26 protein-coding genes and 1 riboswitch are annotated in these 25,419 nt (G+C 66.4%); of the genes, 8 read left to right on the forward strand and 18 right to left on the reverse strand.

Annotated features, from left to right (window positions below):
- Positions 1 to 170: 170 nt before the first annotated feature.
- Both D4740_RS03040 and D4740_RS03045 read left to right on the forward strand, forming a co-directional pair.
- Positions 171 to 1,103: an ABC transporter ATP-binding protein gene (locus D4740_RS03040; RefSeq protein ID WP_119835453.1), complete on the forward strand. Its 933-nt coding sequence runs from the start codon at positions 171 to 173 to the stop codon at positions 1,101 to 1,103.
- Positions 1,100 to 1,957, forward strand: coding sequence for an ABC transporter permease subunit (locus tag D4740_RS03045; RefSeq protein ID WP_119835454.1), 858 nt, complete (start codon positions 1,100 to 1,102; stop codon positions 1,955 to 1,957). The genes D4740_RS03040 and D4740_RS03045 overlap by 4 nt, the downstream gene beginning before the upstream one ends.
- A 208-nt stretch (positions 1,958 to 2,165) precedes the next feature.
- Here D4740_RS03045 and D4740_RS13500 read toward each other — a convergent pair whose 3' ends face one another.
- From D4740_RS13500 to nrfH, 17 genes are all read right to left on the reverse strand, one after another.
- Complete coding sequence (locus D4740_RS13500; RefSeq protein ID WP_119835455.1) at positions 2,166 to 2,723, reverse strand: type II CAAX prenyl endopeptidase Rce1 family protein; 558 nt, start codon at positions 2,721 to 2,723, stop codon at positions 2,166 to 2,168.
- 94 nt (positions 2,724 to 2,817) lie between these two features.
- Positions 2,818 to 3,537 carry a bifunctional 2-polyprenyl-6-hydroxyphenol methylase/3-demethylubiquinol 3-O-methyltransferase UbiG gene (locus D4740_RS03055; RefSeq protein ID WP_119835456.1) on the reverse strand — a complete coding sequence of 240 codons (720 nt, stop codon included), beginning with the start codon at positions 3,535 to 3,537 and terminating at the stop codon, positions 2,818 to 2,820.
- 16 nt (positions 3,538 to 3,553) lie between these two features.
- Positions 3,554 to 4,405 (reverse strand): ABC transporter permease, encoded by an 852-nt coding sequence (locus tag D4740_RS03060; protein WP_147392832.1) that lies wholly within the window; start codon positions 4,403 to 4,405, stop codon positions 3,554 to 3,556.
- Positions 4,317 to 5,222 carry an ABC transporter ATP-binding protein gene (locus D4740_RS03065; protein ID WP_162933976.1) on the reverse strand — a complete coding sequence of 302 codons (906 nt, stop codon included), beginning with the start codon at positions 5,220 to 5,222 and terminating at the stop codon, positions 4,317 to 4,319. The genes D4740_RS03060 and D4740_RS03065 overlap by 89 nt, the downstream gene beginning before the upstream one ends.
- 37 nt (positions 5,223 to 5,259) lie before the next feature.
- Positions 5,260 to 6,069 carry a SagB/ThcOx family dehydrogenase gene (locus D4740_RS03070; RefSeq protein WP_162933975.1) on the reverse strand — a complete coding sequence of 270 codons (810 nt, stop codon included), beginning with the start codon at positions 6,067 to 6,069 and terminating at the stop codon, positions 5,260 to 5,262.
- 32 nt (positions 6,070 to 6,101) lie between these two features.
- Positions 6,102 to 7,274 (reverse strand): YcaO-like family protein, encoded by a 1,173-nt coding sequence (locus tag D4740_RS03075; protein WP_182911326.1) that lies wholly within the window; start codon positions 7,272 to 7,274, stop codon positions 6,102 to 6,104.
- Between the two features lie 160 nt (positions 7,275 to 7,434).
- Entirely contained in the window at positions 7,435 to 8,259 is an 825-nt protein-coding gene (locus D4740_RS03080) for a TOMM precursor leader peptide-binding protein (protein WP_162933974.1), read from the reverse strand.
- A 238-nt stretch (positions 8,260 to 8,497) separates the two neighbouring features.
- Positions 8,498 to 8,689 carry a hypothetical protein gene (locus D4740_RS03085; RefSeq protein ID WP_119835462.1) on the reverse strand — a complete coding sequence of 64 codons (192 nt, stop codon included), beginning with the start codon at positions 8,687 to 8,689 and terminating at the stop codon, positions 8,498 to 8,500.
- Entirely contained in the window at positions 8,689 to 9,354 is a 666-nt protein-coding gene (locus D4740_RS12675) for a hypothetical protein (RefSeq protein WP_147392833.1), read from the reverse strand. The genes D4740_RS03085 and D4740_RS12675 overlap by 1 nt, the downstream gene beginning before the upstream one ends.
- A gap of 138 nt (positions 9,355 to 9,492) precedes the next feature.
- A complete protein-coding gene (locus tag D4740_RS13155) occupies positions 9,493 to 9,624 on the reverse strand; it encodes a hypothetical protein (protein WP_259390628.1) in 132 nt (43 codons plus the stop codon).
- Between the two features lie 208 nt (positions 9,625 to 9,832).
- A complete protein-coding gene (locus D4740_RS03090; RefSeq protein WP_119835463.1) occupies positions 9,833 to 10,738 on the reverse strand; it encodes a TlpA disulfide reductase family protein in 906 nt (301 codons plus the stop codon).
- The gene (gene ccsB, locus D4740_RS03095; RefSeq protein WP_119835464.1) at positions 10,731 to 11,654 is read right to left on the reverse strand and encodes a c-type cytochrome biogenesis protein CcsB; all 924 of its coding nucleotides are present in this window, start codon (positions 11,652 to 11,654) and stop codon (positions 10,731 to 10,733) included. The genes D4740_RS03090 and ccsB overlap by 8 nt, the downstream gene beginning before the upstream one ends.
- A gap of 25 nt (positions 11,655 to 11,679) precedes the next feature.
- The gene (locus D4740_RS03100) at positions 11,680 to 13,179 is read right to left on the reverse strand and encodes a cytochrome c biogenesis protein ResB (RefSeq protein WP_259390629.1); all 1,500 of its coding nucleotides are present in this window, start codon (positions 13,177 to 13,179) and stop codon (positions 11,680 to 11,682) included.
- Between the two features lie 19 nt (positions 13,180 to 13,198).
- Positions 13,199 to 13,900: a cytochrome c biogenesis CcdA family protein gene (locus D4740_RS03105; RefSeq protein WP_119835466.1), complete on the reverse strand. Its 702-nt coding sequence runs from the start codon at positions 13,898 to 13,900 to the stop codon at positions 13,199 to 13,201.
- Positions 13,901 to 13,902: 2 nt separating this feature from the next.
- Positions 13,903 to 15,006 (reverse strand): tetratricopeptide repeat protein, encoded by a 1,104-nt coding sequence (locus tag D4740_RS03110; protein WP_119835467.1) that lies wholly within the window; start codon positions 15,004 to 15,006, stop codon positions 13,903 to 13,905.
- Positions 15,007 to 15,024: 18 nt separating this feature from the next.
- Positions 15,025 to 16,641 carry an ammonia-forming cytochrome c nitrite reductase subunit c552 gene (locus D4740_RS03115; RefSeq protein ID WP_119835468.1) on the reverse strand — a complete coding sequence of 539 codons (1,617 nt, stop codon included), beginning with the start codon at positions 16,639 to 16,641 and terminating at the stop codon, positions 15,025 to 15,027.
- Positions 16,642 to 16,647: 6 nt separating this feature from the next.
- Entirely contained in the window at positions 16,648 to 17,145 is a 498-nt protein-coding gene (gene nrfH, locus D4740_RS03120; protein WP_119835469.1) for a cytochrome c nitrite reductase small subunit, read from the reverse strand.
- Between the two features lie 620 nt (positions 17,146 to 17,765).
- On the opposite strand from nrfH, the gene D4740_RS03125 reads away from it, so the two are divergent.
- From D4740_RS03125 to D4740_RS03145, 5 genes are all read left to right on the forward strand, one after another.
- Entirely contained in the window at positions 17,766 to 18,146 is a 381-nt protein-coding gene (locus D4740_RS03125) for a hypothetical protein (RefSeq protein WP_119835470.1), read from the forward strand.
- Between the two features lie 329 nt (positions 18,147 to 18,475).
- Entirely contained in the window at positions 18,476 to 19,858 is a 1,383-nt protein-coding gene (locus tag D4740_RS03130) for an LssY C-terminal domain-containing protein (protein ID WP_243107096.1), read from the forward strand.
- 38 nt (positions 19,859 to 19,896) lie between these two features.
- The gene (locus D4740_RS03135; RefSeq protein WP_119835472.1) at positions 19,897 to 20,775 is read left to right on the forward strand and encodes a hypothetical protein; all 879 of its coding nucleotides are present in this window, start codon (positions 19,897 to 19,899) and stop codon (positions 20,773 to 20,775) included.
- Between the two features lie 129 nt (positions 20,776 to 20,904).
- Positions 20,905 to 22,278 (forward strand): amidohydrolase, encoded by a 1,374-nt coding sequence (locus D4740_RS03140; RefSeq protein ID WP_119835473.1) that lies wholly within the window; start codon positions 20,905 to 20,907, stop codon positions 22,276 to 22,278.
- Between the two features lie 120 nt (positions 22,279 to 22,398).
- Positions 22,399 to 23,064 (forward strand): low molecular weight phosphotyrosine protein phosphatase, encoded by a 666-nt coding sequence (locus D4740_RS03145; RefSeq protein WP_119835615.1) that lies wholly within the window; start codon positions 22,399 to 22,401, stop codon positions 23,062 to 23,064.
- Between the two features lie 13 nt (positions 23,065 to 23,077).
- Here D4740_RS03145 and D4740_RS03150 read toward each other — a convergent pair whose 3' ends face one another.
- On the reverse strand, positions 23,078 to 24,118 hold the full coding sequence (locus D4740_RS03150) for an alpha/beta hydrolase (protein ID WP_119835474.1): 1,041 nt from the start codon (positions 24,116 to 24,118) through the stop codon (positions 23,078 to 23,080).
- 145 nt (positions 24,119 to 24,263) lie between these two features.
- Positions 24,264 to 24,353, forward strand: a riboswitch (SAM riboswitch).
- Between D4740_RS03150 and D4740_RS03155 the strand changes: the two genes are divergently transcribed.
- On the forward strand, positions 24,347 to 25,411 hold the full coding sequence (locus D4740_RS03155) for a methionine ABC transporter ATP-binding protein (protein ID WP_396027217.1): 1,065 nt from the start codon (positions 24,347 to 24,349) through the stop codon (positions 25,409 to 25,411). It overlaps the preceding riboswitch by 7 nt.
- Positions 25,412 to 25,419 lie beyond the last annotated feature (8 nt).

The raw sequence follows: 25,419 nt of genomic DNA on the forward strand, positions 1-25,419 counted from the left end.
AGGGGTTGACAGTGGGACGGGGCGCCTCTAAGGTGTTAAACGCCTGTTCAATCGTGTCTTGTGGCGAGGTGCCGTGAGCCGCTCTACCACTGAGGGTGCTGCGGCGGCGTTCCCATCGTCACCAGCACCCTTTAACCGCTGACGGCCCTCGTTCACCCGGAAGAGAGACTATGAATAGCGTCATCAAGGTCAGGTCCCTGCACAAGAAGTTCGGGAAGGTCCACGCCGTGCGCGGTATCGACCTGGCCGTCGAGCGCGGCTCGGTGTACGGGCTCATCGGCCCCAACGGTGCTGGCAAGACGACCGTGCTGCGCATGCTGGTGGACATTATCCGACCCACCAGCGGGTCAGTCTCAGTCCTGGGGCACGCACCGCGCTCGTCCAGGCCGGGGCTTCGGCGCCGTATCGGCTACCTGCCGGGCGAGCTGAGGCTGAATGAGCGCACCAGCGGTGCCTCGCTGCTGCGCCACCTCGCCGACATCAGCGGCCCGGTGGCCCCCGGCGTGACTGACGAGCTCGCCGAGCGCCTGGACCTCGACCTCCGCCGACCGGTACGTACCCTCTCCAAAGGCAACCGTCAGAAGCTGGGGCTGATCCAGGCGTTCATGCACCGCCCCGAGCTGTTGATCCTGGACGAGCCCACCAGCGGGCTCGATCCCCTCGTCCAGCGGGAGTTTCTCGCTCTGGTGCGCGAGGCGCGCGAGGCCGGCCAGACTGTGCTGCTCAGCTCGCACGTCCTCAGCGAGATCCAGCACAGCGCGGACCTCGCCGCCGTGCTCGCCCAGGGCAGGATCGTGGCTGAGGGTGGTATCGCCTCGCTACGGCTCACCGGCACCTCCCGGGTGCGAGGGTTGCTCAGCGGCACGACCGTGGAGGAGGTCCGGGAGGCGCTCGCGGGCCCCGACCGGGTTGACGACCTCGAGGACCTTGACCTGCACAGCATCGGCGAGGACCAGGTCGGTTTCTCCGGCGTGCTGCGGGGGCAGGCTGACCCGCTTGTCAAGTCCCTGTCCCGCTTCACGGTGCGCGACCTCACTATTGAGGAGCCTGACCTGGAGGAGACCGTCCTCAGCCTGTACGAGCACACGGGAGACGCATCATGACCACGTCCGGATCAGCCACCACTGCCTTTGCTGGGACCACAGATTCCCCCGCCCGGGCCACCACGGCCGTTCCGGTCCTGCGGCGCCAGCTCGGGGAGGGCAGGCGCGGGCTGCTGGGCTGGTCAGCCGGCCTGGCGGCTATCATCCTTCTTTACCTGCCTGTCTACCCCTCGCTGCGTACACCTGAACTGCGCGAGATGATCGACACCATGCCAGTCGGCGTAAGCGACACCCTTGGCTTTGACCAGATCGCCACAGGTGCGGGCTACGCGCAGGCCACCTACTTTGGCCTTATCGGCTTCCTCCTGGTTGTCGCAGCCGCGACTACCTGGGGGTCGTACTCGATCGCGGGTGCGGAGGAAAGCGGCCGCCTAGAGCTGACGATGGCCCACGCGGTCGGGCGGGTGCAGTACGTGGCGGAGACTGTGGTGGCACTGGTCGTGCGGATCGTCCTCCTCGCCGTGGTCAGCGTCGTGCTCATCCTCGCCCTGAATGGCCCCGCACAGTTGTCACTGTCGGCGGGACACCTGGTGACAGTGACCGTTGCCTGGGCCGGCCTGGGCCTGCTGTCTGGGGCGTGCGCGTTGGCGGTTGGCGCGCTCACCGGGCGGCGGGCCTGGTCCGTCGGTGCCGGTGTCGGTATCGCCGTGCTCGGCTACGGCCTGAACGCGGTCGGTGAGTCGAGCTCCACCCTGGAGTGGATGCTGGTCGCCTCCCCCTACCACTGGGCCTTTGGCGAGAGCCCCCTGGCGACGGGCAACGGCCGGGGCGGTATCGCGCTGGTCTGGGCGCTGTGCGCGGTGCTGATCGCCCTTGGCTGCTGGGCGTTCTCCCGGCGCGACCTCAGGGGCTGACGCCACTGAGACCTCTGCGCCCAGATGGCACTGTCGGAATTCACCGGCGGGGCGAGATGGATCTTTTTCCGGTAATGGGCCGGTTGTGCGGCACTAACGCAAACCTGCTGCGTCGCGCTCCTCGTGTGGGCAAGGTGTATGGCTGCGGTAATCCAGTGCTGCTCCAGTCATCGGGTTGTTGCACAGCTGCAGGCAATCGTGTGCAGCGTCATCCTCGGCCCTGACGCGCTGGCGCGTGTGTGCCCAACAGAGGCTGTCCCCGTCGTGACTGGGTACTGGCGACATGTTGCGCGGACAACTGGGAGATATTATATGCGACGTGGAAGGCCATGGCGGTCGGTAGTCCTGCTGCTCGTGCACACAGTTCTGCCGCTATGCCGAACAGCGCCATGTGTGCTGCGGCTTTCCAGCCTCCCAGGTGAAGGTGGGTAGTGCCAAACAGGACACTGTTAGTCAATGACAGCGCCGCGTTCTCTGTGTGCTTCACGCTAGCCCTCCAGATGACCTCTTCCGCGACGGCGGTCGGTACGAGCCAGGGATCAGGCACACACTTTCGGTAGCGTGGAGCCCTCCTTGTGATGAGCGTGCTGCTGACCGCGTGGAATGTAACTCCTAACGCGACTCCGGCCGGAATATGTCCCAGTTGTGCATTGCACTCCCTCAGCCGGGGCGTTCTTCCGCAGCCAGTGCCGGTAGAGATGGCGGCCAGCAGGACTGTCGGGATGTCGTAGTACAGCGCCTGGTGCTGAGCACCAAGCCGCATCATCAGCTGCGGAACGGCGGCGGTGGAAACCAGGTGCAGCAGACGTGTTGTCAGCGTTATGGCGCTGTTCAGGGAAGAGTTACAGGCTCCCGGTCTGCTACGCACCGTCGCGCTCCGTGGGGAGTTGGTTCCCTGGATGGAGCCAGAGCTCGAACACGCTTAGTCCGTCCCGGTCCGGCTGTGCGCAGTGTGACGCATCGGGGGCAAGCCGAGTCCCGTCGTCGAGAAGACGTCGCAGCCGCACGTTGCGGTTGCCAGCCCAAGACCTCGCAGCGTGGGCCAGCTCCTCGACCTCCTGCCAGGTTAGTGACCTCGCAACCTGCTCCTGTATGTACGGCAGTACTGAGTGATCGCCTGGAGGCCGGTGCCACGGGTTTCGCAGCAGGTCGACAAGGAACAGGTGACCGTTCTGCTTTGTCAGTCGAATCATGTTCAGGTACGCCTGTCGCCAGTTCTTTAGCAGACCGATGACGAGGCTGCAGACAACGACGTCGTAGGTTCCGTTCCTCGTGACGGAAGGACTCTCCACATCTCCTTGAAGGAAGTGTGCAGCCGGTAGGCTGGCCTGGGCGGACGCCAGGACGCTACTGTCCATGTCCAGGCCGGTGTAGTCGTGAGGAGTGTCCGCGAGAACCTGGCCTAGAGCGCCCAGCTGACAGCCTACGTCCAGAACCCTGGCACTGTGTTTCCAGTACCTGAGCCCAACTTCGTGCTGGGTATGGCGCGCGTATCGCAGCGCCGTGTAGAAGTCGTGCTCCAAGTGCGGCTCCAGGGGTCGGCCTACAGCATCCTGGACAACATAGCCATCACCAGCCATTGTGCCTCCATACACGCTAACGACGCTGAGAGAACCGAGTGGCCAGGACGCTGCTCACTCCAAAGACGAGTGCCCAGACAATGCTCATGACCACCGTTGTCGTGCTGGCTCCCTGCCCGCTGCCCAGGCTGCACACCAGGTCTCGCGAGGCACGTGAGGGGAGATACGTGCTGACTGAGTCCAGTGCCTCTGGCATATAGTCGGGCGACACCAGCATGCCCCCAGCGAAGGCCAGGGATAAGAAGACCAGTTGTGCGACGGTGATGACTGTCTTGACATTGACGACCTGTCCGAGTGTGGCCCCGAACAGGCCCCAGGTAACCATCGTGACGATGAGGGCTGCCAACCCGGCAGCAAGGGATGGTGATGGACGGGCTGCGGTTGTGGCCAATGAAAGCAGCCACAGAAGCACAACCCCGACAACCGTGACGGCTAGCGCCCCAGCAGCAACTGAAAGGAACCGGGGGACCGGCCCTATGGGGAGGGTTCTGAGGTAGAGGCCGAATCCGGTGTCCCGGTCCTGAGCCACAGACACGGAGTAGCCGAACAGGCAGGTGGAGAACCCCAGCATGCTTGTGAGTTGGAGCGTTGCCTCGGTCGCGGCGTCTGCCGATTGGACGACGCTTCTGTTAGGTAGCACAAAGAAGAGAAAGCACACGACTGGGATAAGGACGTTCCCGATCAGTGCCGTGGGCTCACGGAACGTGTCGATCAGGACCATTCGCAGATGGGCTGCCAGGACGCCGGAAGACGCCCTCTGGCTACCGGCGCCGCTGCGGCTACGCATCCTGCTCCTCCATTCGTTCCATAAGAACGTCTTCAAGGCTCCACCCGGTAACACGCAGGTCCTGGAAATCAAGACCGGCATGCACAAGTGCACGTACGACTGCGTCGGTGTCTTGGCTCCTGACCTCAAAGGAGTGACGGCCTGCAACAATCTCTGCCTGCTGGCCGATCGCCCTGTGGACCTGGTCCACAGAGACGGATGAGTTGAAGGAGACCCGCGCCTGTCTCTTGAGTTCCAGGAAGCTTGAGATCGAGCGGTTCTCGATCAGCATGCCCGCCTCCATGAGGAGGATGTGGTCGCTGAGGTACTCGATCTCCTCCAGGTAGTGAGAGGTGATGATCACAGTCATTCCCTTGCTAACCTCCTCACGCATCCTGTTCCACATAGCGCGCCGGGACTCGGGGTCCAGGCCCGTGGTCGGCTCGTCGAGAACAACAAGGAGGGGGTTCCCGACGAACGCCAGGCTGACAGCAACGCGTCGCTTCTGTCCACCGGACAGCCTCCCGATTCTTGTGGAGCAGAAGTCCTCAATGCCCCAGGAGTGAAGCACCTGTCGATAATGCTGGGTGGTTGACGGGAAATGGGCGGCGACAAAGGAGCCGAGCTCGTATGCCGTGAGGTTGCCCGGCAAGGCAACGTCCTGCGGAACAACGCCCAGCCTGCTGCGTGAGCGTGCTGCGCGAGGATCGCCGCCCAGTACCTGAACGCTGCCTGAGGAGGGAGGCGTCAGTCCGACCAGCATGGAAACCAGCGTGGACTTGCCGGCACCGTTCCTGCCGAGGACTCCGACGACACTGCCGCGTGTCACCTCAAAGCTGACGTCAGACACCGCTGTGACGTCACCAAACTTCTTCGACAGTCCCTGCGTCTCGACAACGGTATCGTATCCGTGGGTCACCGCTCCTCCTGTTCTACCTGCTTGACAATATAGGGCACTAGCCGATGGCGAGTGCGTAGAGCAGTGCCGTGTCGACTCCGTTGAGAGAAGGTATGCGTTCGTTGACCTCGTCGTCGACAAATCCTCCAAGAGCGCGAGAAGGAAGTCCGTAGGCGGTGGACAGCAGAAGGAAGTTCTGAGCCATGTGCCCAGCCTCTATGAGGCAGAATCGGAGCCCTCTGTGTCCGTACTTGAACCGCGTGCGCCAGAAGGAGCACGCGATGAGAATGATGACCGCGCTGTCCGAGGATCCGGCCGCGTCGAAAAATGAGGAGGATATTGCATCCCCCAGTGAGGTAGCGATCTTGACCGCCTGGTTTTCTTGTGGCAAGTAATAGTACACGCCTTCCTGGAGGTCATCAACGTGCCGCCCGTAGAAGAACAGGTCCAGAGGGTGTAGCGCACCTGCCGACGGCGTAGTGCGTAGGTGGCTGCTTCTGCCCTTTACGTCAGTCATCCCTGCTCCGTACCGCAGCAGGCCCGAAAGCTGCTTCAAGGTCATGGAGCCGAGGAATACGTCTGATGATCTTCGGTCGAGTAGGACCTGCCCCAGGGCCGCAACAGGATACTCTGGCGCGCCGAGGTTTACCCTTGGAAGGTGGTCGTAGCTTCTAGCACCACGGGAAGAGATTTCTTGCAGTGCGGGAGAGTTCTGCAGCACCTGGATGCCCGGGCAGTCCCACCCCATCGACTCGCGGCGTACCTTCGACGCCTCGAACCAGGTCTCGGAGCAGTCAAGAGCATCTGGGACGCCGGCCCCGTACACAATAGTTGTCAGATTTGCGCTGTGGATGCTTGGTCCGTCCATAGTCATCTCCTCCTGCCCGCCTGGCGCCTATGTCAGGGAAATGGGTGCGGAATGGGATTCAACGTGTCGAAGTCTCCCCCGGAGCCATGCCCCCACGGCAGAGGGGAGTACAGAGCAGGATTACCGAGAAATCGGCCAACGTAGGATGCGTCGAGTTGCATCAGCTGAGGAGAGAGGACCTTCACCACCACGACCCCTTCGTCGCGAACGTCCGGGGAAGTGACGTCAACGTTGAACAGTTCGACGTCTCTCCGTCTTGCAATTGCAACCAACTCCTTCACTGAGTCGCTGGGACCAAGGCCGGAGGGCAGGTCGAAGCGTTCTGGGTGAGGCTCCTCCTCGGTGGCGTCGGTAAGAAAACTAATTGCCTTCCACAGGGGGTCCTGGTTCGGTCCAGCGTACAGGCGCACATGGTCATCAAAACTGTGGATCGTCTTGCGCCAGTCGCTGTCAAACCTGATGGTGTTTCTAGAACGCTGCTCAGCCTTGATCCATACGCGAGTCTGGAATGCCTCAACCGTGGCTTTCTCGGCGGCGCGGGATATCGTCGGCGCTGACGCGGCCCCGAAGGAGATAGGGGCAGAGGCGGTAGCCGTGTTGAGTACCACTGCAAGGACGGTGGGAACGCCAACGAGCTCGGACAGGGCGAACAGACGTACGTCCAGGTTGGTGGGCTCGACATGATCGTGCCAGAAGGGGCTCGTCCTGAACAGCGTGGGGCCGTCGATCAGTGGGGGAGTCAGGGTGGCGTGCCACGTGAGCATGAATGCGTGACGCTCAAAGGCTTCCAGGATAGCCGACACAAGGGCTTCTGGCATGGTCAGGCTGCACGCAACCCCGTTGCTGGTGGCATATGCTACGGTGGCACCGGTGGACTTGAGGGGTCTGAGATAAACAAGGTCGGCAGGAACCGCTAACTGTTGCTGCGTGCCGATATCACGTGCCCAGGTCCATAGTGTAGGTGTGTCCGGCGTCAGAGGGGCGAACGGAAAGTCTTCCTCCTCGTACTGACGAGAATGAAATAGGTTCCAGTCGTACCGGAACGCACTGTCGGCAGTACCTGGTGCATCGCTGCGAAAGAATAGGTCGTCTGGCATGTAGGCTGCGGAGTACCGCTCAATCGTCTCACCAATGGCGGCGACCTTGGCGGCACGATAACTTAATGCGCCGCCTCCGTTCAGTTCATTGACGGGGGCACCAATCACCGGTGCTCCGTCACATGCGCGGGCTCCTACCGCATACCCGGGTATATCATCGGTCTCATGGAGCTGGTTATAGAGAGAGTTGACAACTCCCGTTAAGGGGGAGACAAAGCGGTCGTACACAGACTCTACTGCGTCGAGTGCTGTCCACTCCTGCCCAGGGTCAGCCATGGTGCCACACCTGCGGGTACCCGGTTGTCCTTGACTGGCTGCACACATCGCAGCGTGGTACGCGGAGGACGTGGTGACGGTCGAGGACTGTGCCGTTTCGAGAGGACTCGATGACCCTGTACGTGCCGGGTTGTGACGAGGGAGCGTGAGGGCCGAGCGTCACATACTCAGCTATGAGGTCCGAGGTAAGGGCGGTGATAAGCCGGTTTGCTGCTGGAAGCGGTGCACGCGGTCGGTGATGCAGGTGCCAGGGGCTTTTGGGTGCACCTGGGCGGACGGACTCAGGTACACTAATAAGGTTGGCGTGATACCGGTATGCCCAGCAGCGAAGGCAGGCGCTGCTTCCGGGGACGACCCATGGCCCAATGACCGACCGTTTCCCGTCAAAACCGCCGACGAACAGGATCCGTCCGGGGAACTGCTGTTCCACAAGGAGCCTGTTCTGCCTCAGCGACGCCTCGGAAAGTATGTCATGATGTACTGATACCGCCACGCTTTCCTGACCCTTCTCCGCGGCTGTGGCCGGCATCTGGGTGAAGTCCTGCCCCTCCTTGGCGTCAAAGGTGTCTAGGGTATCTACGGTGATGCCGAGACTTCGTAGCTCCGCAATTAGGAGGTCTGCGAGAGAGGTGTTGTCCCCAGAAACTATAAGTCTGGTGCTGTGAAGCCTTCTGGTTGCCTCTGCCTCCTCGACCTGGTAACCGCTTCTGGCGCAGTACTCTGCGACGACGGGCGGTATCGTATCAAGGCCTGTGTGCGGGCGGAGGATGTCGTTCTGGATCAGCCCCTCCAGGATGTACTCCATCTCGTCGCTCATGTCGCGGCTATTCGCCGTAAACGCTGGAGCGTCAAGCCAACCAAGTTCCACCATTCGCGATAGTGCCACAGACCCGGAAGGCTCTTTTAGCACGGTCACCGAGTCGCCCCTGCGGACGCGCATCTCATGGTCGCCGGTCTCGATGACAAGAAGAGGGTTCCAACTGTAGGTCGTCGGCGCGCCCTGCGCGGGCGCTCCCTCTGGTTTTCCTGACTGCTCCTCTGGTGTGGCCGGTCCTCTATGGCTCGTCATCGTGCCGCCCTCGCCCGACGATGCTCATGATGACAAAGATGACGACGCTTATGGCTAGTCCGATGACCCCAACGAACAGCGCCCCGACGATATCCGGCGTGGTAAGGTAGTACCCGGCGCTGCCGATGGCTGCACAGGTGACACCGATGAGTGCGCCGCGTCTGACTTCTGAACCCATCAGAGCCTTTCCTTTGCGTTGGTTTGTGGTAAGTGGCCGACGTGGTACTGGTAGTAGGGGAGCTGGTCGGCAACCTGTGAGTCATTCTTTGATAATCCACGTTGACGGAACGCGTCTGCAAGAATGTTGGGAGGAAGGTGGTGGTAACTAATGCGCTTGACTTTTCTCCCGGCGAGATGGCTGAGTGCCTGCTCCACGGACGCCGTGAGCGTTGCGGGCACGGCTGAAGATGCGGCGTCGGGAGTTTCCTGTATTGTCGTGACCGCCGATGCCAGGTCTGCTGTGGTCACCCATGGCATCGCCGACTCTGGGTAACTTCCGAAGATCTTTCCCGACGCGGTGAGGTACGGGGAGAGTTCTTCTATCACAGCGGGAGCGAGCAGAGTCCTTACCTGCACCCCTGTAGGCTTCACGTGGGTCCTGACAATATGTTCCAACTCAGTGTAGTACTTGATGAGATCGGCACTCTCCCTGCCTCCGCTTTTTGCTGACAACAGCACCAAACTATGTGGCGGGGGTGTCTCTGCTAATGCTGTGGAGGCGAGGTCGCGGGCCTCTTGTCGGCTCAGGCAGATCAGGTCGATAACTGCGATCGGATCGTCGTGGGTTTGCTTGCTGAGGCGCTCGCCCAGAGTCTTCCTCTTTCCTAGATAGGTGAGCTGCATAACTATAGTCCCTGGTCGTCTGAGTGCCGTTTCTGTTCGGGAGGCCCGGCGGCACTGCCCGCGTGGACAGCGATGTGTGCGGCGGGTGACGCGTCCTTGCCGCACAGACGGCGGGCGGGCAGTGCCGCCGACCTGGCCCTAGAGCCTGACGCAGGCGATGCAGCAGGTGCTTGACGATGAGCTGCACCGTGCCGCAGTGGGTTCGAAGAGCGTCTCCTCCTCCCCGTACGTCGCGATGCTGAAGCCCTGGGCGGTCGCGGTCTCGGACATGGCTGCTCCTTGCTCGACCTTGAGGTGCTGGGATTGCGCCTGCCGCTACTGTTCAGTTGCGGCCGACACGTGCTATGTTATGTTACGGATACGGGCTTGTCAATAGGTTTGTGTTCCCATGTGGGTTCGGAACTGCCGGTCTAGCCTTGGGAGGTGCTGAGGCTCGACTAGGGGCGGGCACACCCGGGTCCCTTGGCTCACCCCTAGGTCAGGCCCGTGTGATCCCGTCCAGCGCCTGGGCCATCTGGTCGGGGGTGAGCAGGCCGACGCTCGTCTGGCGGACGGTGCCCTCGGAGTCGATGAAGAAGTGCGAGGGCACGCCCATGACCCCGTAGGCGGCGGAGACCGCCTGGGACCGGTCGGGGACCTCGGTGAGGTCGTTGCCCACACGCTGGGAGTAGGCGCTCACGGTGGAGGCGTCCTCCCCGACGTAGACCACGATGACCCGTACCTCCTCCCCGTGGGCGGCGGCAGCTTCCTGGACGTCGGGCATCTCGGTGCGGCAGCCGGTGCACCACGTGGCAACGAACATGAGCCACACCGGGCGCCCGTCCATGGCTTCCGGGTCCAGCACCACCTCCTGGGAGCTTGTGTCGGTGCCGCTAAAGGCGGGAGCCGTGTCCCCGACCATGGGCGCCTGCTGGACGCCGTCGACGTCCACCTGGGTGACGGCGGCCCCCTCAGCCTGCGCCGCCTGTCCGGCATCCTGGGGGCCGACAGCCCACCAGGCGGCGATGGCGATGGCAAAGGCCGCCACCGCGAGGACAGCGACCTGCCCGAACCTGGAGCCACGCAGGGCGGCGCGCCAGGCAGGCTCCCCTCCAGCGGCCGCACCTGCTGTGCCGCTGCGTCTGCCGCTGTGCCTGCTGTCCCCGTCGAGGCCCTCCTCGTCCTCCTGGTCGGGGTCCGGCTCCTCCTCGTCCAGCTCCTCGTCTGGGTCAGTGCGGCCGGAGCCAGCGCTGTCGGGGCCGTCCTGCTCGGGGTCAGGTGCGTCGGGACCCGCCTTCTGCTGCTCGGGCTCAGTGTCCTTGGTGTCCTTGGTGTCCTGGGTGTCCTTGATGTCCTCCCGGTCACCCGGCTCGTCTGGGTCGGGTGCGGTACTGCGCTTAGGCATAGGAGTGCAGGCCTCCGAAGAACAGGTTGCCCATGTAGGTGAAAATGACGGCGGCAAAGCCGAGGACCAGCAGCCACGCTGACCGGGTGCCCCGCCAGCTGCGAGTGACCCGGGCGTGCAGGTAGGCGCCGTAGATCAGCCAGGTGACCAGGGCGGCGGTCTCCTTGGGGTCCCAGCCCCAGTAGCGGCCCCAGGCCACGTTGCCCCACAGCGCCCCCAGGATGAGCATGAGGGTGAGCATCGGGAAGGTCACCACCGTGGCCCGGTAGCCCAGGTCGTCAAGGACCTCCCGCCGGGGCCAGCCCCGCCAGCGCACGTGCGGTGCCAGCAGGTACATCACCGCGGCCGCGAAGGAGACGACAGAGGCGCCGTAGCCCAGGGAGGCGGTGAACACGTGCAGGGTCAGCAGCGGGGAGTTCTGCAGGGCCGGCATGAGCGGGCTGGGCTGGTAGGAAAGTGTCGAGGCGTAGACGAGCATCGCCAGGATCACCGGTAGCACAATGATCGACACGGTCCGCACCCGGTAGCGCAGCTCGAAGTACACCTGAGCCAGCATCATCCCCCACGCGAAGGAGATGGCGAACTCGTAGTGGTTGGAGAAGGGGGCGTGACCGGTGGCGATCGTGCGGGCGACCAGGGAGCCGGTCAGCAGCACCAGGCCTAGCTGGGTGGACCTGGCCGCCCACCAGGTCACGGTGAACCGCCTAGTTGGGGTGCGCTGGGAGCCCCCGGTCACCTCAATGGTCCTGTCACCGTCACCGGTGTTGATGACCACGGTGGCGCCACCGGTCCCCGTCGCGGCTGCGGCTGTCACTGCTGCCGTGCGGGCGGCAAGAAAGGCTCCCAGGTAGGCGATGGTGGACATGACGACCAGCGCCGTCGTGATCAGCAGGAGGGCTTGGGAGTACTCAAGCATCGTCGCTCCTCTCAGTGTTCCTCTCTTAGTTCCTCTGAGTCTCGGTGTGAGGTGTCATGGTGCGGCTGACGCGCAGCGTCATGTCCGTGAACAGCCTGGTGAAGCCAGAGTCGCGCCGGTCCGGTGAGGCCATCTGGACCAGCGCCTCCTTGGGGGAGCGGCCCGTGTCGGTGACCCGCACCCACAGCCGACGGTGCGGGAAGAACATTGTGGTGCAGGTGCCCACAGCCAGGAGGGCGAAGCCGACCCACACGACCCCGGCCCCCGGGTCCCGCCGCACGATCATCCCGGTGAACTGCTGCTCGCGCTCAAAGGTGAAGGTGTGGCCCCCCACCTGCGTGGGCACCCCGGTGTCGAGCACGGCCTCGTCCACCGGGGTGTTGTCCTCGCCCTGGTAGACCTCCACCCTCATCTGCCCCGGCTCGATACCGGTGCCGGTCTGGCCCGAGGCCGACCCGATGACGTAGGCCGTGGTCCCGTCGGGCAGGGGCGTGCTGCCGAAGACGAGGGTCTCGTCGCTGGTGGTGCGGTCCAGGGCGACACCGCCGTGGAAGACCTGGGTCCCGGACTCGTTAGTGACCTCCATGACGGCGGATACCCCGAAGTAGGACTGGTGGAACATGACGCCGTCGTAGGTCAGCGGGTGGTTGACCCGCACCTCCTGGGCGGCCACCTCCTGGCCGTCCCTGGACACCACGAGGTCAGCGACGTAGTCCTGGGGGGAGCCGTCGTCGTAGTAGGTGTCCTGGAAGCCTCGAGCCTCGGCTACCAGCGAGGTTCCGTGGCCGACCTCCTGGGGGTAGCCGAGGGTCAGGGTGAACTGCTCGTCACGGAAGCCGGTTACTGAGGAGATGACGAACCCAGCCATGATCACGAGGAAGGCGAGGTGGGCCAGCACCGTGCCGAAAGGTGCCCAGGGGCTGCGGTCCATGTAGGCGTTGTAGCCGGGGCCGCGCTCGTCAACGACCACCCGCAGACGGTGCCTACGGGCGTCGGAACAGATCACCTCGAAGGCCTGCTCGGCGCTCACCGGTGCCGTGAAGCGGGCACGTAGCCGGGCCCGGTCGAAGAACCTCGCGGTGACCCGGGTGCGTGGGTGGCGGGCGGCTCTCCACAGCACCGGCAGCCGGTGCACCGTGCAGGCGGTGATAGACAGCGCCAGAAGCCCCATGACCACGAGGAACGGGACCGAGCTGAACATCGTGAAGAAGCCGAGGGCTCGCAGCACGTCGGTCCAGCCGCCGAAGGTCGGTCGGACCGACTCCAGCCACTGGGCGGTGGCCTCCTCACTGACCCTGGCACCTGCAGGTATCTGGGGGATGACGACGCCCAGGAGTGACAACGTCCCGGTCAGCAGGATGAGGGCCAGCCCGACAGTCTTCTTGTAGAAGAAGGAGTAGGCCTGTCGCAGGATCGGACCCAGGGAGAGCGCGGCCTGGTCATCCAGGCCGTCTACCGGGTCCGGGCTGCCGGGGCCGCCGCTACTGCCCGTCGAGGAGGCGGGGCCGTTGCTCACTGTACTCACGTCTACGCGCCGTCCTTCCCTACAGACTGAGACCGGGAGCCAGGGCGGACAGCCTCCCCAGGAGGCCGGTGACCATGAGCAGCCCGACAGCGACCAGGACTGCCCCGCTGGCCAGCGAGACTGCGACATGGTGGCGTCGGAACCAGTCGAACCGGCGGGTGACCTGGGCCGATCCCAGGGCGACGGCGACAACGGGCGCGCCCAGGCCCAGGCAGTAGGCGACCATAAGGCCGATCCCTGACCACGCTGTCGCGCTCACGGTGGCCAGGGCCAGGATGCCGCTGAGGATTGGGCCGATGCACGGGGTCCACCCTGCGGCAAAGACGACGCCTATGACCCCGGCGCGTAGCGGGGAGGCCGGTCCTGCGCCCGAGGGGCCGTAGGCACGGACCTGGGTGTCGAAGGGTCGGATTGTCAGCAGCCTGGCAACGTGTAGCCCCATGAGCACCAGGACGGCCCCGCCAGTCACCCGCGCGTACACCGCGTAGGGGCCCAGCGAGCGGCCGATCAGTCCCACCGACGCCCACAGCGCGATGAACACCGCGGAGAAGCCCACGACGAAGCACACGGCGCTGGCCAGGGCGCCTCGCCTGCTCACCTCCTGGTGACCGCCCCCCACGAGCTGGCTCACGAAGGCGGGGACGATGGGCAGGAAACAGGGTGAGGCGAAGGAGACCAGCCCCGCGAGCAGGGCGAGCGGCAGTGTGATGGTGACCTCCATCGCTAGCCTCTGGTGGCTGACGCCGAGGCGGAGGGGGCGGGGGACCCGGAGGAGCCTGAGCCCAGGTGCCCCTGGTGGCTGCGGACCGTCTCCGCCATGTCCGAGTCGGGGGCGACCTCCAGGACCTTGTCCCAGCACTGTGCTGCCTGCTCGGTGTCAGGCGGGGACTGGGCCATGTAGAGGAAACCGAGGTTGTACCAGGGCTCAGCGGTGTCCGGGCTGACCTGGGAGGCGTGGCGCCAGTGGGTCTCCGCCTCCTCGTACTGGTTCGACTGGTACTCCGCGACACCGATGGTCAGCAGCGCGTCCACGTTGTCAGGGTCGGTGTCAAGGATCTGCTGGAGCCAGGTGATCGCGTCCTGGTACAGGGCGGCCCGCAGGTACATGACTCCCAGCTCCTGGCGGGCCGTGATGTTGCTGGGGTCGGCCTCGGCCTCAGCCTGCAGGGTGGCCTCCTGCTCGGCGTCAACCGGTTCTGCCTCGTCCATCTGGGCGATCTCCGTGGCATCCGCACCAGCCACTGAGGGGTGGTCAGCCGGCATCGTCATCGTCGCCTCGGCTGAGGTGTCGCCGCGCCCGGTCTGCTGGATGAGAACCACCAGAGCGGCCGACAACAGCACCACCAGCACCAGGGTGGTGCGTGAGACCCCGCCCCGGCGGCGCGGTGTCGAGGACGGCCGGGCGCGCGGCCGTGCCGGGGAGGAGCCGACCTGGGAGGACTGCCGGGCCGAGGCGGCCTTCCGGGGCCGGGTTCCGGCAGTGTCGGCCAGGTCGGCTTCTCGGTCCTCAGGGAGCAGGTCGTCGGTAGGGTCGTCGGGCAGCAGGTCCTCGACGTCGGCAGCGGGCTCGTCGTCCAGGTCGTCCCCGGTAGCACCGTGCGCACCGTCTGCACCGCCAGGCCCGGAGCCGGCAGGTGGGTCGGGCTCACCGTCGGCCCCCTCGGCGTCGAGGCGCGCCAGCTGCTCACTGGCCCAGCCCCTGAGCCCCTCAGGAGCAGATGAGAGGAAGGAGCGCAGCTCGTCGCGGCCCGGGCGGCCGACTGAGTCCGGCTGCGGCCCCTGGCCCGGGCCGTCGCCGTCGGTCCCCGACTGTGCGTCGTCTACCATGCCTGCCTGCGCCCTCCGTCAGTCGTCGTCACTGGGCATGTGCTGCTCCGGGATCGCCGGCCCGACCCCGTTGTCGACCTCGATGCCGCGCAGTACCAGCTGTCCGGAACGGGCCCAGTCGGTCGCCTGGTTGAGGATGGAGACTGAGTAGGCGGGGGCGTGGAAGCCCCGACCGTTCTCGGAGAACGAGTAGTCGACGACGAACTGGGCCTTGCGCTGGTAGTCACGGGCCTTCTCCAGGTCGGCCTCGTCGGCGCTGCCGTTGTCGACCGCGGTGGTGATGTCAGTGATCAGCGCGTCCAGGGCGGTGAAGCTGACGTTGAGCGAGCTCTGCCACGTGGTCTGGATGGTGTCCACGCGCTGGCGCATCTCCTCGGCGCTGGAGTGGTGGCAGGTCAGGCAGGAGGCGTTGATAGTCTCCTCGCTGGCCATCGGGCTCATGATCTGGTGGTTGGAGACCTTTGCCGCTCCCTCCCGGCCGTAGGCCATGTGGCAGTCGGCGCAGGTGACGCCGTTGGCCGCGTGGATGCCCTGCGACCAGGTCTCGAAGTCGGGGTGCTGGGCCTTGAGCACCTCGGCGCCGCTCTCCTCGTGGGTGAAGTCGGTCCAGCCGATGTCGTCGTAGTAGTCCATCGCGTCGTAGACGGTCAGGCCGTTGTCCCACGGGAAGGTCAGGGTCTTGCCGTCCCCGGCAAAGTAGTACTCGACGTGGCACTGCGCACACACGTAGGTGCGCATCTCCTGATTGGTGGCGTCACGGTTGACGTCAAAGTCCTCAATGCCCTCGGCCGCCTTCGCCTCGCGGATCCCCTCGGCAAAGGCGGGACGGGTGATCGTCAGCTCCATGGTCTGCGGGTCGTGGCAGTCGATGCAGGCGATGGAGGAGGAGGCGTGCTCGACCGCGTCCTCGTAGTCCATCGCGTTCATGGCCTCGAAGCCGGCCTCACGGTCGCCGTCGCCCAGCTCGTCGTAGATCTCGGGCGTGGAGGCGTGGCAGTTCAGGCAGGCCCCAGGCTGGTTGAAGCGCTCGTCGGTGCGCTCGGTGTACATCTGGTCCAGCAGAGCCCACTCGTGCCCGCGGGGCTCGGTGTAGTCCACGGCAAAGGCGTAGCCGCGCCACATCCTCTGGGCGCGGGGCTCGGACTCGATCCGGGAGATCGTGTGGTACTCGCGGGGGTCCTCAGCGGTGGGGGTGACCTCAATGAAGTCACCGTCGGTGTCCTCGACGGTCTGGCGGTACTGCTCGTACTGGATGGGGAAGTTCTCCCCCCACACCGCCGGGTCGTAGGAGGTGTCGGTCAGCTCGACCACCTCGGTGAAGGAGGCCGCCGACTCCTGCCTGTGGGAGAAGATCGTCGTCAGCAGCCAGGTCAGGGCCGCCGTGGACACGGCGACGCTGACGAGGACCACGACCGGTATCCACCGTGACCGCGAGCGGCGGGTGCTCTTCTTCCCGGTCTTCCCGGTGCCTTTTCCGGAGTCCTCGGCAGCGGTCTGCGCGGCGGCCTGCGCAGTCGACTCTGTGGCGGACGTGGTGTCGTTCTCGTCCCCGCTCGTCGCGGCGTCGTCCCTGCCGCTGTCGTCCCTGCCGGTGTCATGCCCGGCGCCCGTGGTGTCGTCCTTCTCGGTGCTCATCTCGCGTTACCTCTCATGCCCGACGCCGTCGTGGCAGCGGATGCACGACACCGTCTCACCCTTGTGGGCCGAACTGTTGGTGGCCTGGTCGACGAAGTCGCCATGGCAGTGGAGGCAGGCAGCCTCGGTAATATTACGGTTGTGCTCACGGATCTGGATGTTCTGCGGGTAGTTGTCCAGCGTGAACCGCAGCGAGTGCCAGAGACCGTTGTCGGCCTCGTTGATGTAGGTGTAGGCCAGGTTGTCGTGCGGGGTGTGGCATGAGTGGCAGGTGGCCACGTCGTGGTGGCTGCCCCTCTGCCACGCCTCGTACTGCTCGTCCATGGCGTGGCAGTTGGCGCAGTTCTCCGGGTTGTCGCCCAGGTAGCCTGTCACCCCGGAGTACTGGACCGTGAAGCCGGCCAGGCCCAGGAAAACCCCCAGCATCGCCGCCAGGGCGATCCTGGTCCAGCCGGTGAAGGCGCCGGTGAGGGTGCGCCACACTGACCTGATGCGACGCATCATGTGGCACCCCCTTGCGCTCTGTGACACCTACTCCGGCCCCCGATCTCCGGCTCCTGATGCTGCCGTTGTGGCGGTCAGGTCCGAGCATGCTATGTCACATGTAGGATAACACAGAGTGTCATCAAACAGGGGGCTGGGCGCGAGGGGCCTGGGTGGCTCGACCACCTCTGGCCCCTTTTCCGTGCCCGTCGCCGTGCCCGTCGCCGTGCCCGTTTTCGTCGGAGCGGTATCCTCCGGGACCGGTCGTGCGGACGACGTGCGGCTGTTGTGTGCAAAGCCGTCGGCCCGGATGTCACACAAGTAGCCCTGGACTGACATCGTGGACCTACTGATGTTCCAGAACGAGCTGATGGGGGAGCTGGTGGACATCTCCGGCTCGGACCCGGTCCTGGGGCCTGGGCTCACAAGGCCTTTGTCCCGACCCCCCTTGGCCCTGCGGAGCCGGTCCTGGCAGGCGCCACCCACCGGGCTGTCGCCCAGGCGAGGGCCGCGCTGGCAGCCTTGGATGCTGCCTCATCGTCGCGTCCCTGCTGTCTGTCGGGGTCCTCAGTGAGCCCACGCTCACTGTCTCGCCGTGGTTCGAGGCCCGTCGTGCCCAGTACTACGACGCCCTGCTGGGGGTGAGCGCACGCGGCGACCGGGACGCCTTTCTCACCTTCTTCGCGCAGGGCCTGGCTGCGGCGGCTACTGCCACCCGTGAGCAGATGCTGGCGCTGGCCAGGGTCCAGGAGGACCTGGTGGAGGAGGTCCGGGCCTCCTCCCTGAGCTCGGCTCATGCTGTCGACCTGGTGGGACTGGCAGTGGCCAACCCCTCCTTCACTGTCCGCACGGTGCAGGCCGAGTTTGGGCTGTCCTATGGACGGGCCAACACCCTGGTGGGACAGCTGGTTGACCTCGGGCTCCTCCAGCTTGTCAGTCCCGGGACACACCCGCGCCGCTTCACCGCGCCGCGGGTCCTGCAGGTCCTCCTTGCTGGCAGTCCGACGCAGCGCTCCGTGTAGCAGCTCCTGGCCGCAGGCCTGTGGTGGAGACTCCTCCGTCGGGGCCTGCTGCCAGGCCTGTACCGGGCTGCACTGCGTGACCGTCGGCCGCCCTTCAGGTCGGGGACTGGAAAGAGACCGGGTGACACGTGCCAGCCAGGCAGGTCGCCCACTATCGTGCAGGTGTGACAGAAACTCCCTCGCCCCTCGGCCGCCACGGTGATGGTGCCGAGTCAGCGGCGACTACCGCCGCGTGTGCGGGAGCGCAGGCAGCGGCAGAGGCGCCAGCACCGGTAGGGTCGGCCGCCTCGGCGACTGTCGTGCCAGCTGACTCGACGCCAGCGGTTGCCGTGCGTCCCCGTCCCGCCTCGGCACCGGTCTACCCGGCAGGCTCGGCCAAGCTCTCAGCCACGGAGGCCCGAAGGTGGGGACTTGATGACGTCCTGGACGCGCTCTTCTTCGCTGCCGCTGCCTTGGCTGCCCTGTGGCTTGCCTGGCTCCTGCTCGGCTCTGGCTGGCACTTGGAGCCATGGGCGGCCCTCAACGTCGTCCTCTTCTGGGTGGTGCTGGCCTACCTCGCCCTGCCGCGCCTGCACCAGGTGCTCACCTGGCTCTACGTCCCCGAGTACTTCATCGGGCGGACCCGCACCGCCGACGGCCTGCTGGGCGACCCGGTCAACCTTGCCGTCCAGGGCCACGAGGAGGACATCCACGAGGCCATGACAACGGCTGGGTGGGTACGAGCCGACCCCATATCCCTGCGCACCTCGTGGAACATTGTCGTCTCCTCCCTGCTGCGCCGCTCCTACCCTGCCGCCCCGGTATCCGACCTGCTGCTCTTCGGACGCAAGCAGGACTTTGCCTACCAGAAGGAGGTCGAGGGCAACCCTGCCCAGCGCCACCACATCCGCTTCTGGCACGCCCCCAGCGGATGGGTCATGCCCGGTGGGCGCCGCGTGGAGTGGCTGGCGGCGGCCACCTACGACCGCTCCGTGGGGCTGTCCACCCTCACCCTCCAGGTGACCCACAAGATCGACGCCAATATCGACGTCGAGCGCAACTACGTCGTCGACGACGTGCTGTGGGCCAACCAGGCGGCTGAGCTGTCGGTGTGGCCGGACTTCTTCACCGCCTACCACGACAAGAACGGTGGTGGGGACCGGGTCGTCACCGACGGTGACCTCTACGTCCTCGACCTCAACGAGGTGGTACCGGGGCTGCGTGGCAGCAGCGAGCTGGCTGAGGCCCGGCAGGCCGAGGCCCAGGTGCGCAGGAGAAGACCCCCTGAGCTGGTGGTCGCCGTGGTCCTGCTGGTCCTGGTGACAGTGGTCAACGTGCTCAGGCTGGTCACCTCAGGTGTCGTGGGGACGCTGGCTGACGGCCTGGAAGGGGCAGGTGTGGCCGACGAACGAGGGGCCGTGCTGACGGTCGCCGTCACGGTCACGGTTATTCTTATGGCAGCTATCGCAGGCCTGGGGGTGGCGGCCTGGTTCGGACACCCGCGTGGGCGGATCGCACTCATGGTGTTCTTGACCCTCCACATCATCAACACCATGACTCAGGTATCGGCCGTGGGTGAGCGCCAGGCCGGGTGGGGAGTGGTGGTGTCGGCGTCCTTGAGCGTCCTGGCGCTGCTGGCCATGTCCGCGCGGCCCTGCCACGAGTGGGAGCGGGCGCGCAAGACGGAGCGGCTGCGTGTGCGTGAGGGGGAACCGGTGCGGGAAGGAAGGTAGGGCCTGAGAAACCTGTCGGGGGGCACTAGCCTGGGGGCATGAGTGAGTTCCCAGCGGGTTCCCGAGGAAGGCACGTCGACGCCTCCCGCGCCGTCGACGGTCCCGCCCGGCCCGCCGACGCGTCCAGGCCGGGTGCCGACCCTGCGCCCCGCCCGCAGGACCCGTCCGCCGAGCATGTTCGTTTTGGTGTTCCCTTTAACGGGGTCCTCCCTGTCTGGCACGACGACGCCACCATCAGCTGGCACCGCCCCGTGGACGGTACCGACCTGGCTGGTGTCCTGGGTCTGGGGCTGGTGGAGACGGAGCCCGGCCCGGCCTCGACCCCGCCGGGCTGGGTCGAGCATGTGGAGACCGGTACCCTGACACACGGCGGGCGGCTCCTGCACCTCAGGGCGGCCTCTCCCTCGGGCCGCCGTGCCGTCAACAACCCTGGCTCGGGCATGCCGGTGGCCCTCGGGGAGCCGCTGAGCGTCGAGCAGGCCATGGAGGGTGACTTTGACCTGGTGGGCTTTGGCATCCATGTTGGTCGCTGCATGCTGCGGGCCGCCCGTGACGGCGGGATCCTGGTCTTCGCCCTGCGTGCTCCCCGGGACCCCGAGCCGCACCACCTGCTGTCCGTTCCCGCTGAGGCTGACGACCACGCGGTGATGACCTTCCACCTGGGCACCTTGCTGGACATGGAGGGAGGGGCGTGGGAGAAGGCGACTCGCTCGGGGGAGATGACGCTGCTGGACTTGACCGTCCCCTACGCCGACCTTGTGGCCGACCTTGGGCAGGCAGGCCGGGGAGGTGGCGGAGGGGAGGAGGGGCTTGACGCGGACAAGGTGCTGGAGATGGCCCAGCCCGCTGTGCAGTGCCTGCTCAAGCCCGGATTCCCCTTCGCCCTGGGCGCCTCCATCCTTCTGCCTGAGGAGTGACGACCCCTGTGCGGGTGGGACCGTGCGTCCGTCGCGTCCGCCGGCAGCGCCTTACGGGACGAGGCGCCGTGCGGGAGAGGGTTGCCGTTACGCCCCCCGCAAAACCTCCGTATCCGGCATCATAGGGGTATGCGTGACCTCTCTGTCCCCACCGTTCCCTCACGATCTGTTCAGACGCGTATGGCCCAGGAGGCAGCCGAGCGCCAGGCCGCAGCGGGGTCTGCCGCCTGCCTCGCGGAGGGCGTCGGTGCCCCGTCGGCCCTGAGGCGGCGGCTGAGGCAGACCGTGGAGGTGCTCGGCCCGGAGCTGGTTGCGCTGTCCCACGACATCCACGAACATCCTGAGACCGGCTACCAGGAGTACCACGCTGTTGCTGCTGTGGCCGACCTCCTGCGTCGCCACGACCTGGAGCCCCAGGTCGGCGTCTACGGCATGGACACAGCCCTGAGGGCGCAGGTGGGGCGGACGGGTGAGTCTGCCCCGACCATCGCGATCCTGTGCGAGTACGACGCCCTTCCCGGTATCGGCCACGGCTGCGGTCACAACGTCATGTGCGCCAGCTCGGTGGGTGCCTTCCTGGCGCTGGCGGCCGTAGACCGGATAGCCCAGGAGGGCGGTGGGGAGGCGGCTCCGCTGCCTGGACGCGTCGTGCTGCAGACCACCCCGGCTGAGGAGAACTCGACAGCCAAGGAGATCCTGGCTACCCGGGGCATGCTGGACGGCGTCGATGCGGCTGTCCAGACCCACTCCTACGCCGCTGACGTCACGCACCAGACCTGGCTGGGGGTGCGGCGCCTGAGCGTGGTGTTCCGCGGCGTACCCGCCCACGCCTCCTCCCAGCCGTTCATGGGGCGTAACGCGCTGGACGCTGCCACCCTGGCCCTCACCGGGTTCGGCCTGCTGCGCCAGCACCTGCTGCCCATGGACCGCCTCCACGCCGTGGTAGTGGACGGCGGAGAGGTCGCCAACGTCATCCCGGAGCGCGCTGAGCTGGCTGTCATGGTGCGCTCGAAGTATCCCGAGACCCTCAAGGAGGTCGTTGCCCGGGTGGAGGAGGTGCTGTACGGGGCGGCGCTCATGACCGGTACGGGTGTGGAGATCCGTACAGACTCGTTCACCAACGAGATGCCGGTGCGCGATAACGCCCCGCTCCTGGAGTCGTGGGTGCGCTCCCAGCGGGAGCGGGGCCGCGACCCTCTGCCTGCTGGCGTGCTCAGCGAGACGATCGCCGCCGGGACGGACTTTGGCAACGTCTCCCAGCGCGTGCCGGGGATCCACCCGCTTGTCAAGGTGACCGAGGGTCCTGACGTCGCGCTTCACACCCGCGAGATGGCGCAGGCCGCTGCTTCTCCCGCGGCAGACACGGCCGTGGTGGACGGAGCCTACGGGCTGGCTGCGGTGTCCCTGGACTGGCTGTGCGACGCCGGCCTGCGTGAGGCGGTCCAGGCGGACTTCGAGGCCAGCGGCGGGGTCGTAGACGTGGAGGGGTTCTGGGCGCAGTGAGGACGTGCAGGGTCAGACACGCTGTGCATCGCCATGCTGGTTCACCTACGCCCAGGCGGACGGCGGGTACAGGACAAGGCCGACAAGGCCCGGGAGACAGCCCCGGGAGACAATGGAGCCATGACTGTCTCGAGCGCCCCTGTCGCCCTGCCGCCGCCCCAGACTGACGGCCTGTACCAGGTCATGCTGGTCTGCACCGGCAACATCTGCCGCTCCGCCATGGCGAGGGTGGTGCTGTGCGACCGCCTTGCTGCCGTAGGGGTGGACAGGGGGCCAGGTGGCGCAGCCAGGCGCGCTCAGCACGCTGTCTCGCGGCGGGTGCCCGTGGCCGGGACCAGCGTCGTGGTCTGGTCGGCAGGCACCTCTGACGAGGAGGAGGGCAGTCCCATTGACCCCCGGGCGCGGCGCGTGCTGGCTGAGGCGGGCTACACCAGCCCGACGGCCTCTGAGGCCATTGCGGGCCACCGTGCCCACCGCATCAGCGACGCTGAGATCCTGGGTAACGACCTTCTCCTGGCCATGACCGCCCACCACTGGCGTGAGCTGCGGCGCCGGGGTGAGCGCCTGGGCGCTGACCCCTCCCGTGTAGTGATGTACCGGGCGCTGGATCCTGAGGTGTCGCCTCAGCCGGGTGCGTCGCCGGTATCCGGCACTGCGGCGGCTCCGGGGGCGGTGCCAGACCTGCCCGATCCCTGGTACGGGTCCGTGGAGGACTTTACTGACACGCTCCAGGTGGTCGAGCGTGTCAGTGACGAGCTGGCCGTGCGGCTGCGGCCCTGGATGTGAGGCTGCCGGGCGCTCAGCCCAGCCGGGCCCGCAGCCACTGGGTGACCGAGGCCAGGTACTGGGCTCGGGCGGCGGGCCGGGACAGCGACAGGTCGTGGACCCCCTCGGGGACCTGACAGACCGTCACGTCCGGTCCCAGGAGGGGTGCGCGTGCCAGCATCTGCTCCACTGACAGCACCACGTCGCTGCGCTGGGCCTCCTGGACCGTCGGTGATACCGGCCCCGTGGTCGTCGAGCAGCACAGCAGGACAGGCTCCTGGATGCCCAGGCCGTGGTGCACCTCGCGGTGCAGGCGGCGGACCGCTGTCAGGAAGCCGGCGCGCGCCGGGAGGGACACCGCCGGCTTGAGGGCCAGGTCCCAGTCCCACTCACCCTCCCAGTGCTGGTGCAGGGAGCGTACGTAGACGTCGGGGACGCCGGCTCCCCGCCTCGGGTTGCGGGGGTCGGGGATGACTCGGTCGGGGTCGTGACGGGACAGGAGATCCACGAAGGCGGTTCCGTAGGAGCGCATGAACGCGGAGGCCTGTAGGTCCAGCCAGGGTGAGTTGAGGACTACTGCCTGCACCGTGGCCGGGTGGTCGGCCGCCCAGATGACTGCCTGCAGGCCACCGGTGGAGTGCCCGTTGAGGACCACGGTTGCGTGCCCGTGCTCGGTGCGGATGACGTGCAGCGCCTTGGCGATCTCCTCGTCGTGGACGCGGAGGTCGCGCACGCTGTGGGGGCGTGGGTGCCCGATCCCGGCCCGGGCGCAGGAGCGCAGCTCGAGGGCGTAGAACTCGTAGCCCGTCTCCAGGTAGGCCTGGGCTAGGTGGGTCTGGAAGAAGTAGTCGCTGTGGCCGTGGATGTAGAGCACGGCCTTGGCGTGTCGTGGCACGCCTGCCCGCCCGGCCTGGTGCTGATGGACCAGGACGGCGTGGTGGGCGCCGGGCGCCTTCCGGGGTGACTCCCGCACGGGGAGGTGCCGGGCCACCCACGGGTCTCCCAGGATGTCAGGTGTGAGGCTCTCGGCGAGGGGGCCGGAGGCAGACGAGGGTGAGGACGGTGCGGGACTCATAGTGTGATCCAAGCACAGTCCTCGACGCGCGGAGGCCTCCTGGGGCGGGTGTCAGCATAGTTGTGGGCGAGCTTGTGCCCCGTGGCTCGGCCACGGCGTGAGGGTGTCAGCTTGCTTGCGGGGTCCCGGATGCGTAACGTGTAGCCGACCATCCAGAGCAGCCGAGAGACCTGGCTCGTTGACGTTGCAGCAACCCCCGTCGCGGTGCGGGTGCTTCCGCCAGGACCGATGGAGGTAGCAGTGAGCGGACCAGCGGTGAGCACACCGGCTCCCGAGGAGGACGCCCCGGCGTCGCCCGACCCCATGATCTCGCTGAAGGACGTCCGCAAGGTCTACCGACTACGTGGAGGGGCGCAGGTGCGTGCCCTGGACGGGCTGAGCCTTGACGTCGCCCCCGGGACCATCCACGGCATCGTCGGGACCTCCGGGGCGGGCAAGTCCACGCTGGTGCGCTGCCTGACCTCCCTGGAGCGTCCCACCCAGGGGCGCATCCGTGTGGCCGGGCAGGACATGACATCCCTGTCCGCGCGTCAGCTGCGTGAGGCCCGCCGTCGTATCGGGATGGTCTTCCAGCACGCCAACCTCCTGGACCAGCGCACCACGGCGCAGAACATTGCCTACCCCCTGGCCCTGGCGGGCGTGCCCAGGGGCCAGCGCCGCCAGACCGTCGAGCGCATGCTTGAGCTCGTGGGACTGGCTGACCGGGGTGCCTCCTACCCGGCACAGCTCTCCGGCGGTCAGAAGCAGCGTGTCGGTATCGCCCGGGCGCTGGCCGACGACCCCTCCGTCCTCCTGTGCGATGAGCCCACCTCTGCCCTGGACCCGGAGACCACGCGCTCCATCCTGGACCTTATCAGGGACGTGCGTGACGCCCTGGGGCTGACCGTCATTATCATCACCCACGAGATGAGCGTGGTCCGCCAGGTCTGTGACGCGGTGAGCCTGCTGGAGGCAGGCCGGGTCGTGGAGGGCGGCCGCCTGGAGGACGTCGTGCTCGACACCTCCTCCCGGCTCTCCCGTGAGGTGGTCCCCCTCCCGGCGGTCCCTGAGGCTGCTCGGTCCCAGGGGGATGCCGTCCTTGACGTCTGTGTCACGGCACACCCTGGTGAGCCGGCCGCTGTTGCCCTGATGTCGATGGTGGCCGAGCTGGGCGGGGACATCGCCTCCGGGGTCTTCGAGACGGTCGGGGCAGCCCAGATCGGCCGTCTAGCCGTGACTGTTCCTGCTACCCAGGCATCGCGCTGCGTCACCGCGCTGCGCCAGGCCGGTATCACTGCGGAGGTACGAGCGTGAGTCTTCTT

This window comes from Actinomyces sp. 2119, from assembly GCF_003591215.1.
GTDB classification, from domain to species: domain Bacteria; phylum Actinomycetota; class Actinomycetes; order Actinomycetales; family Actinomycetaceae; genus Actinomyces; species Actinomyces lilanjuaniae.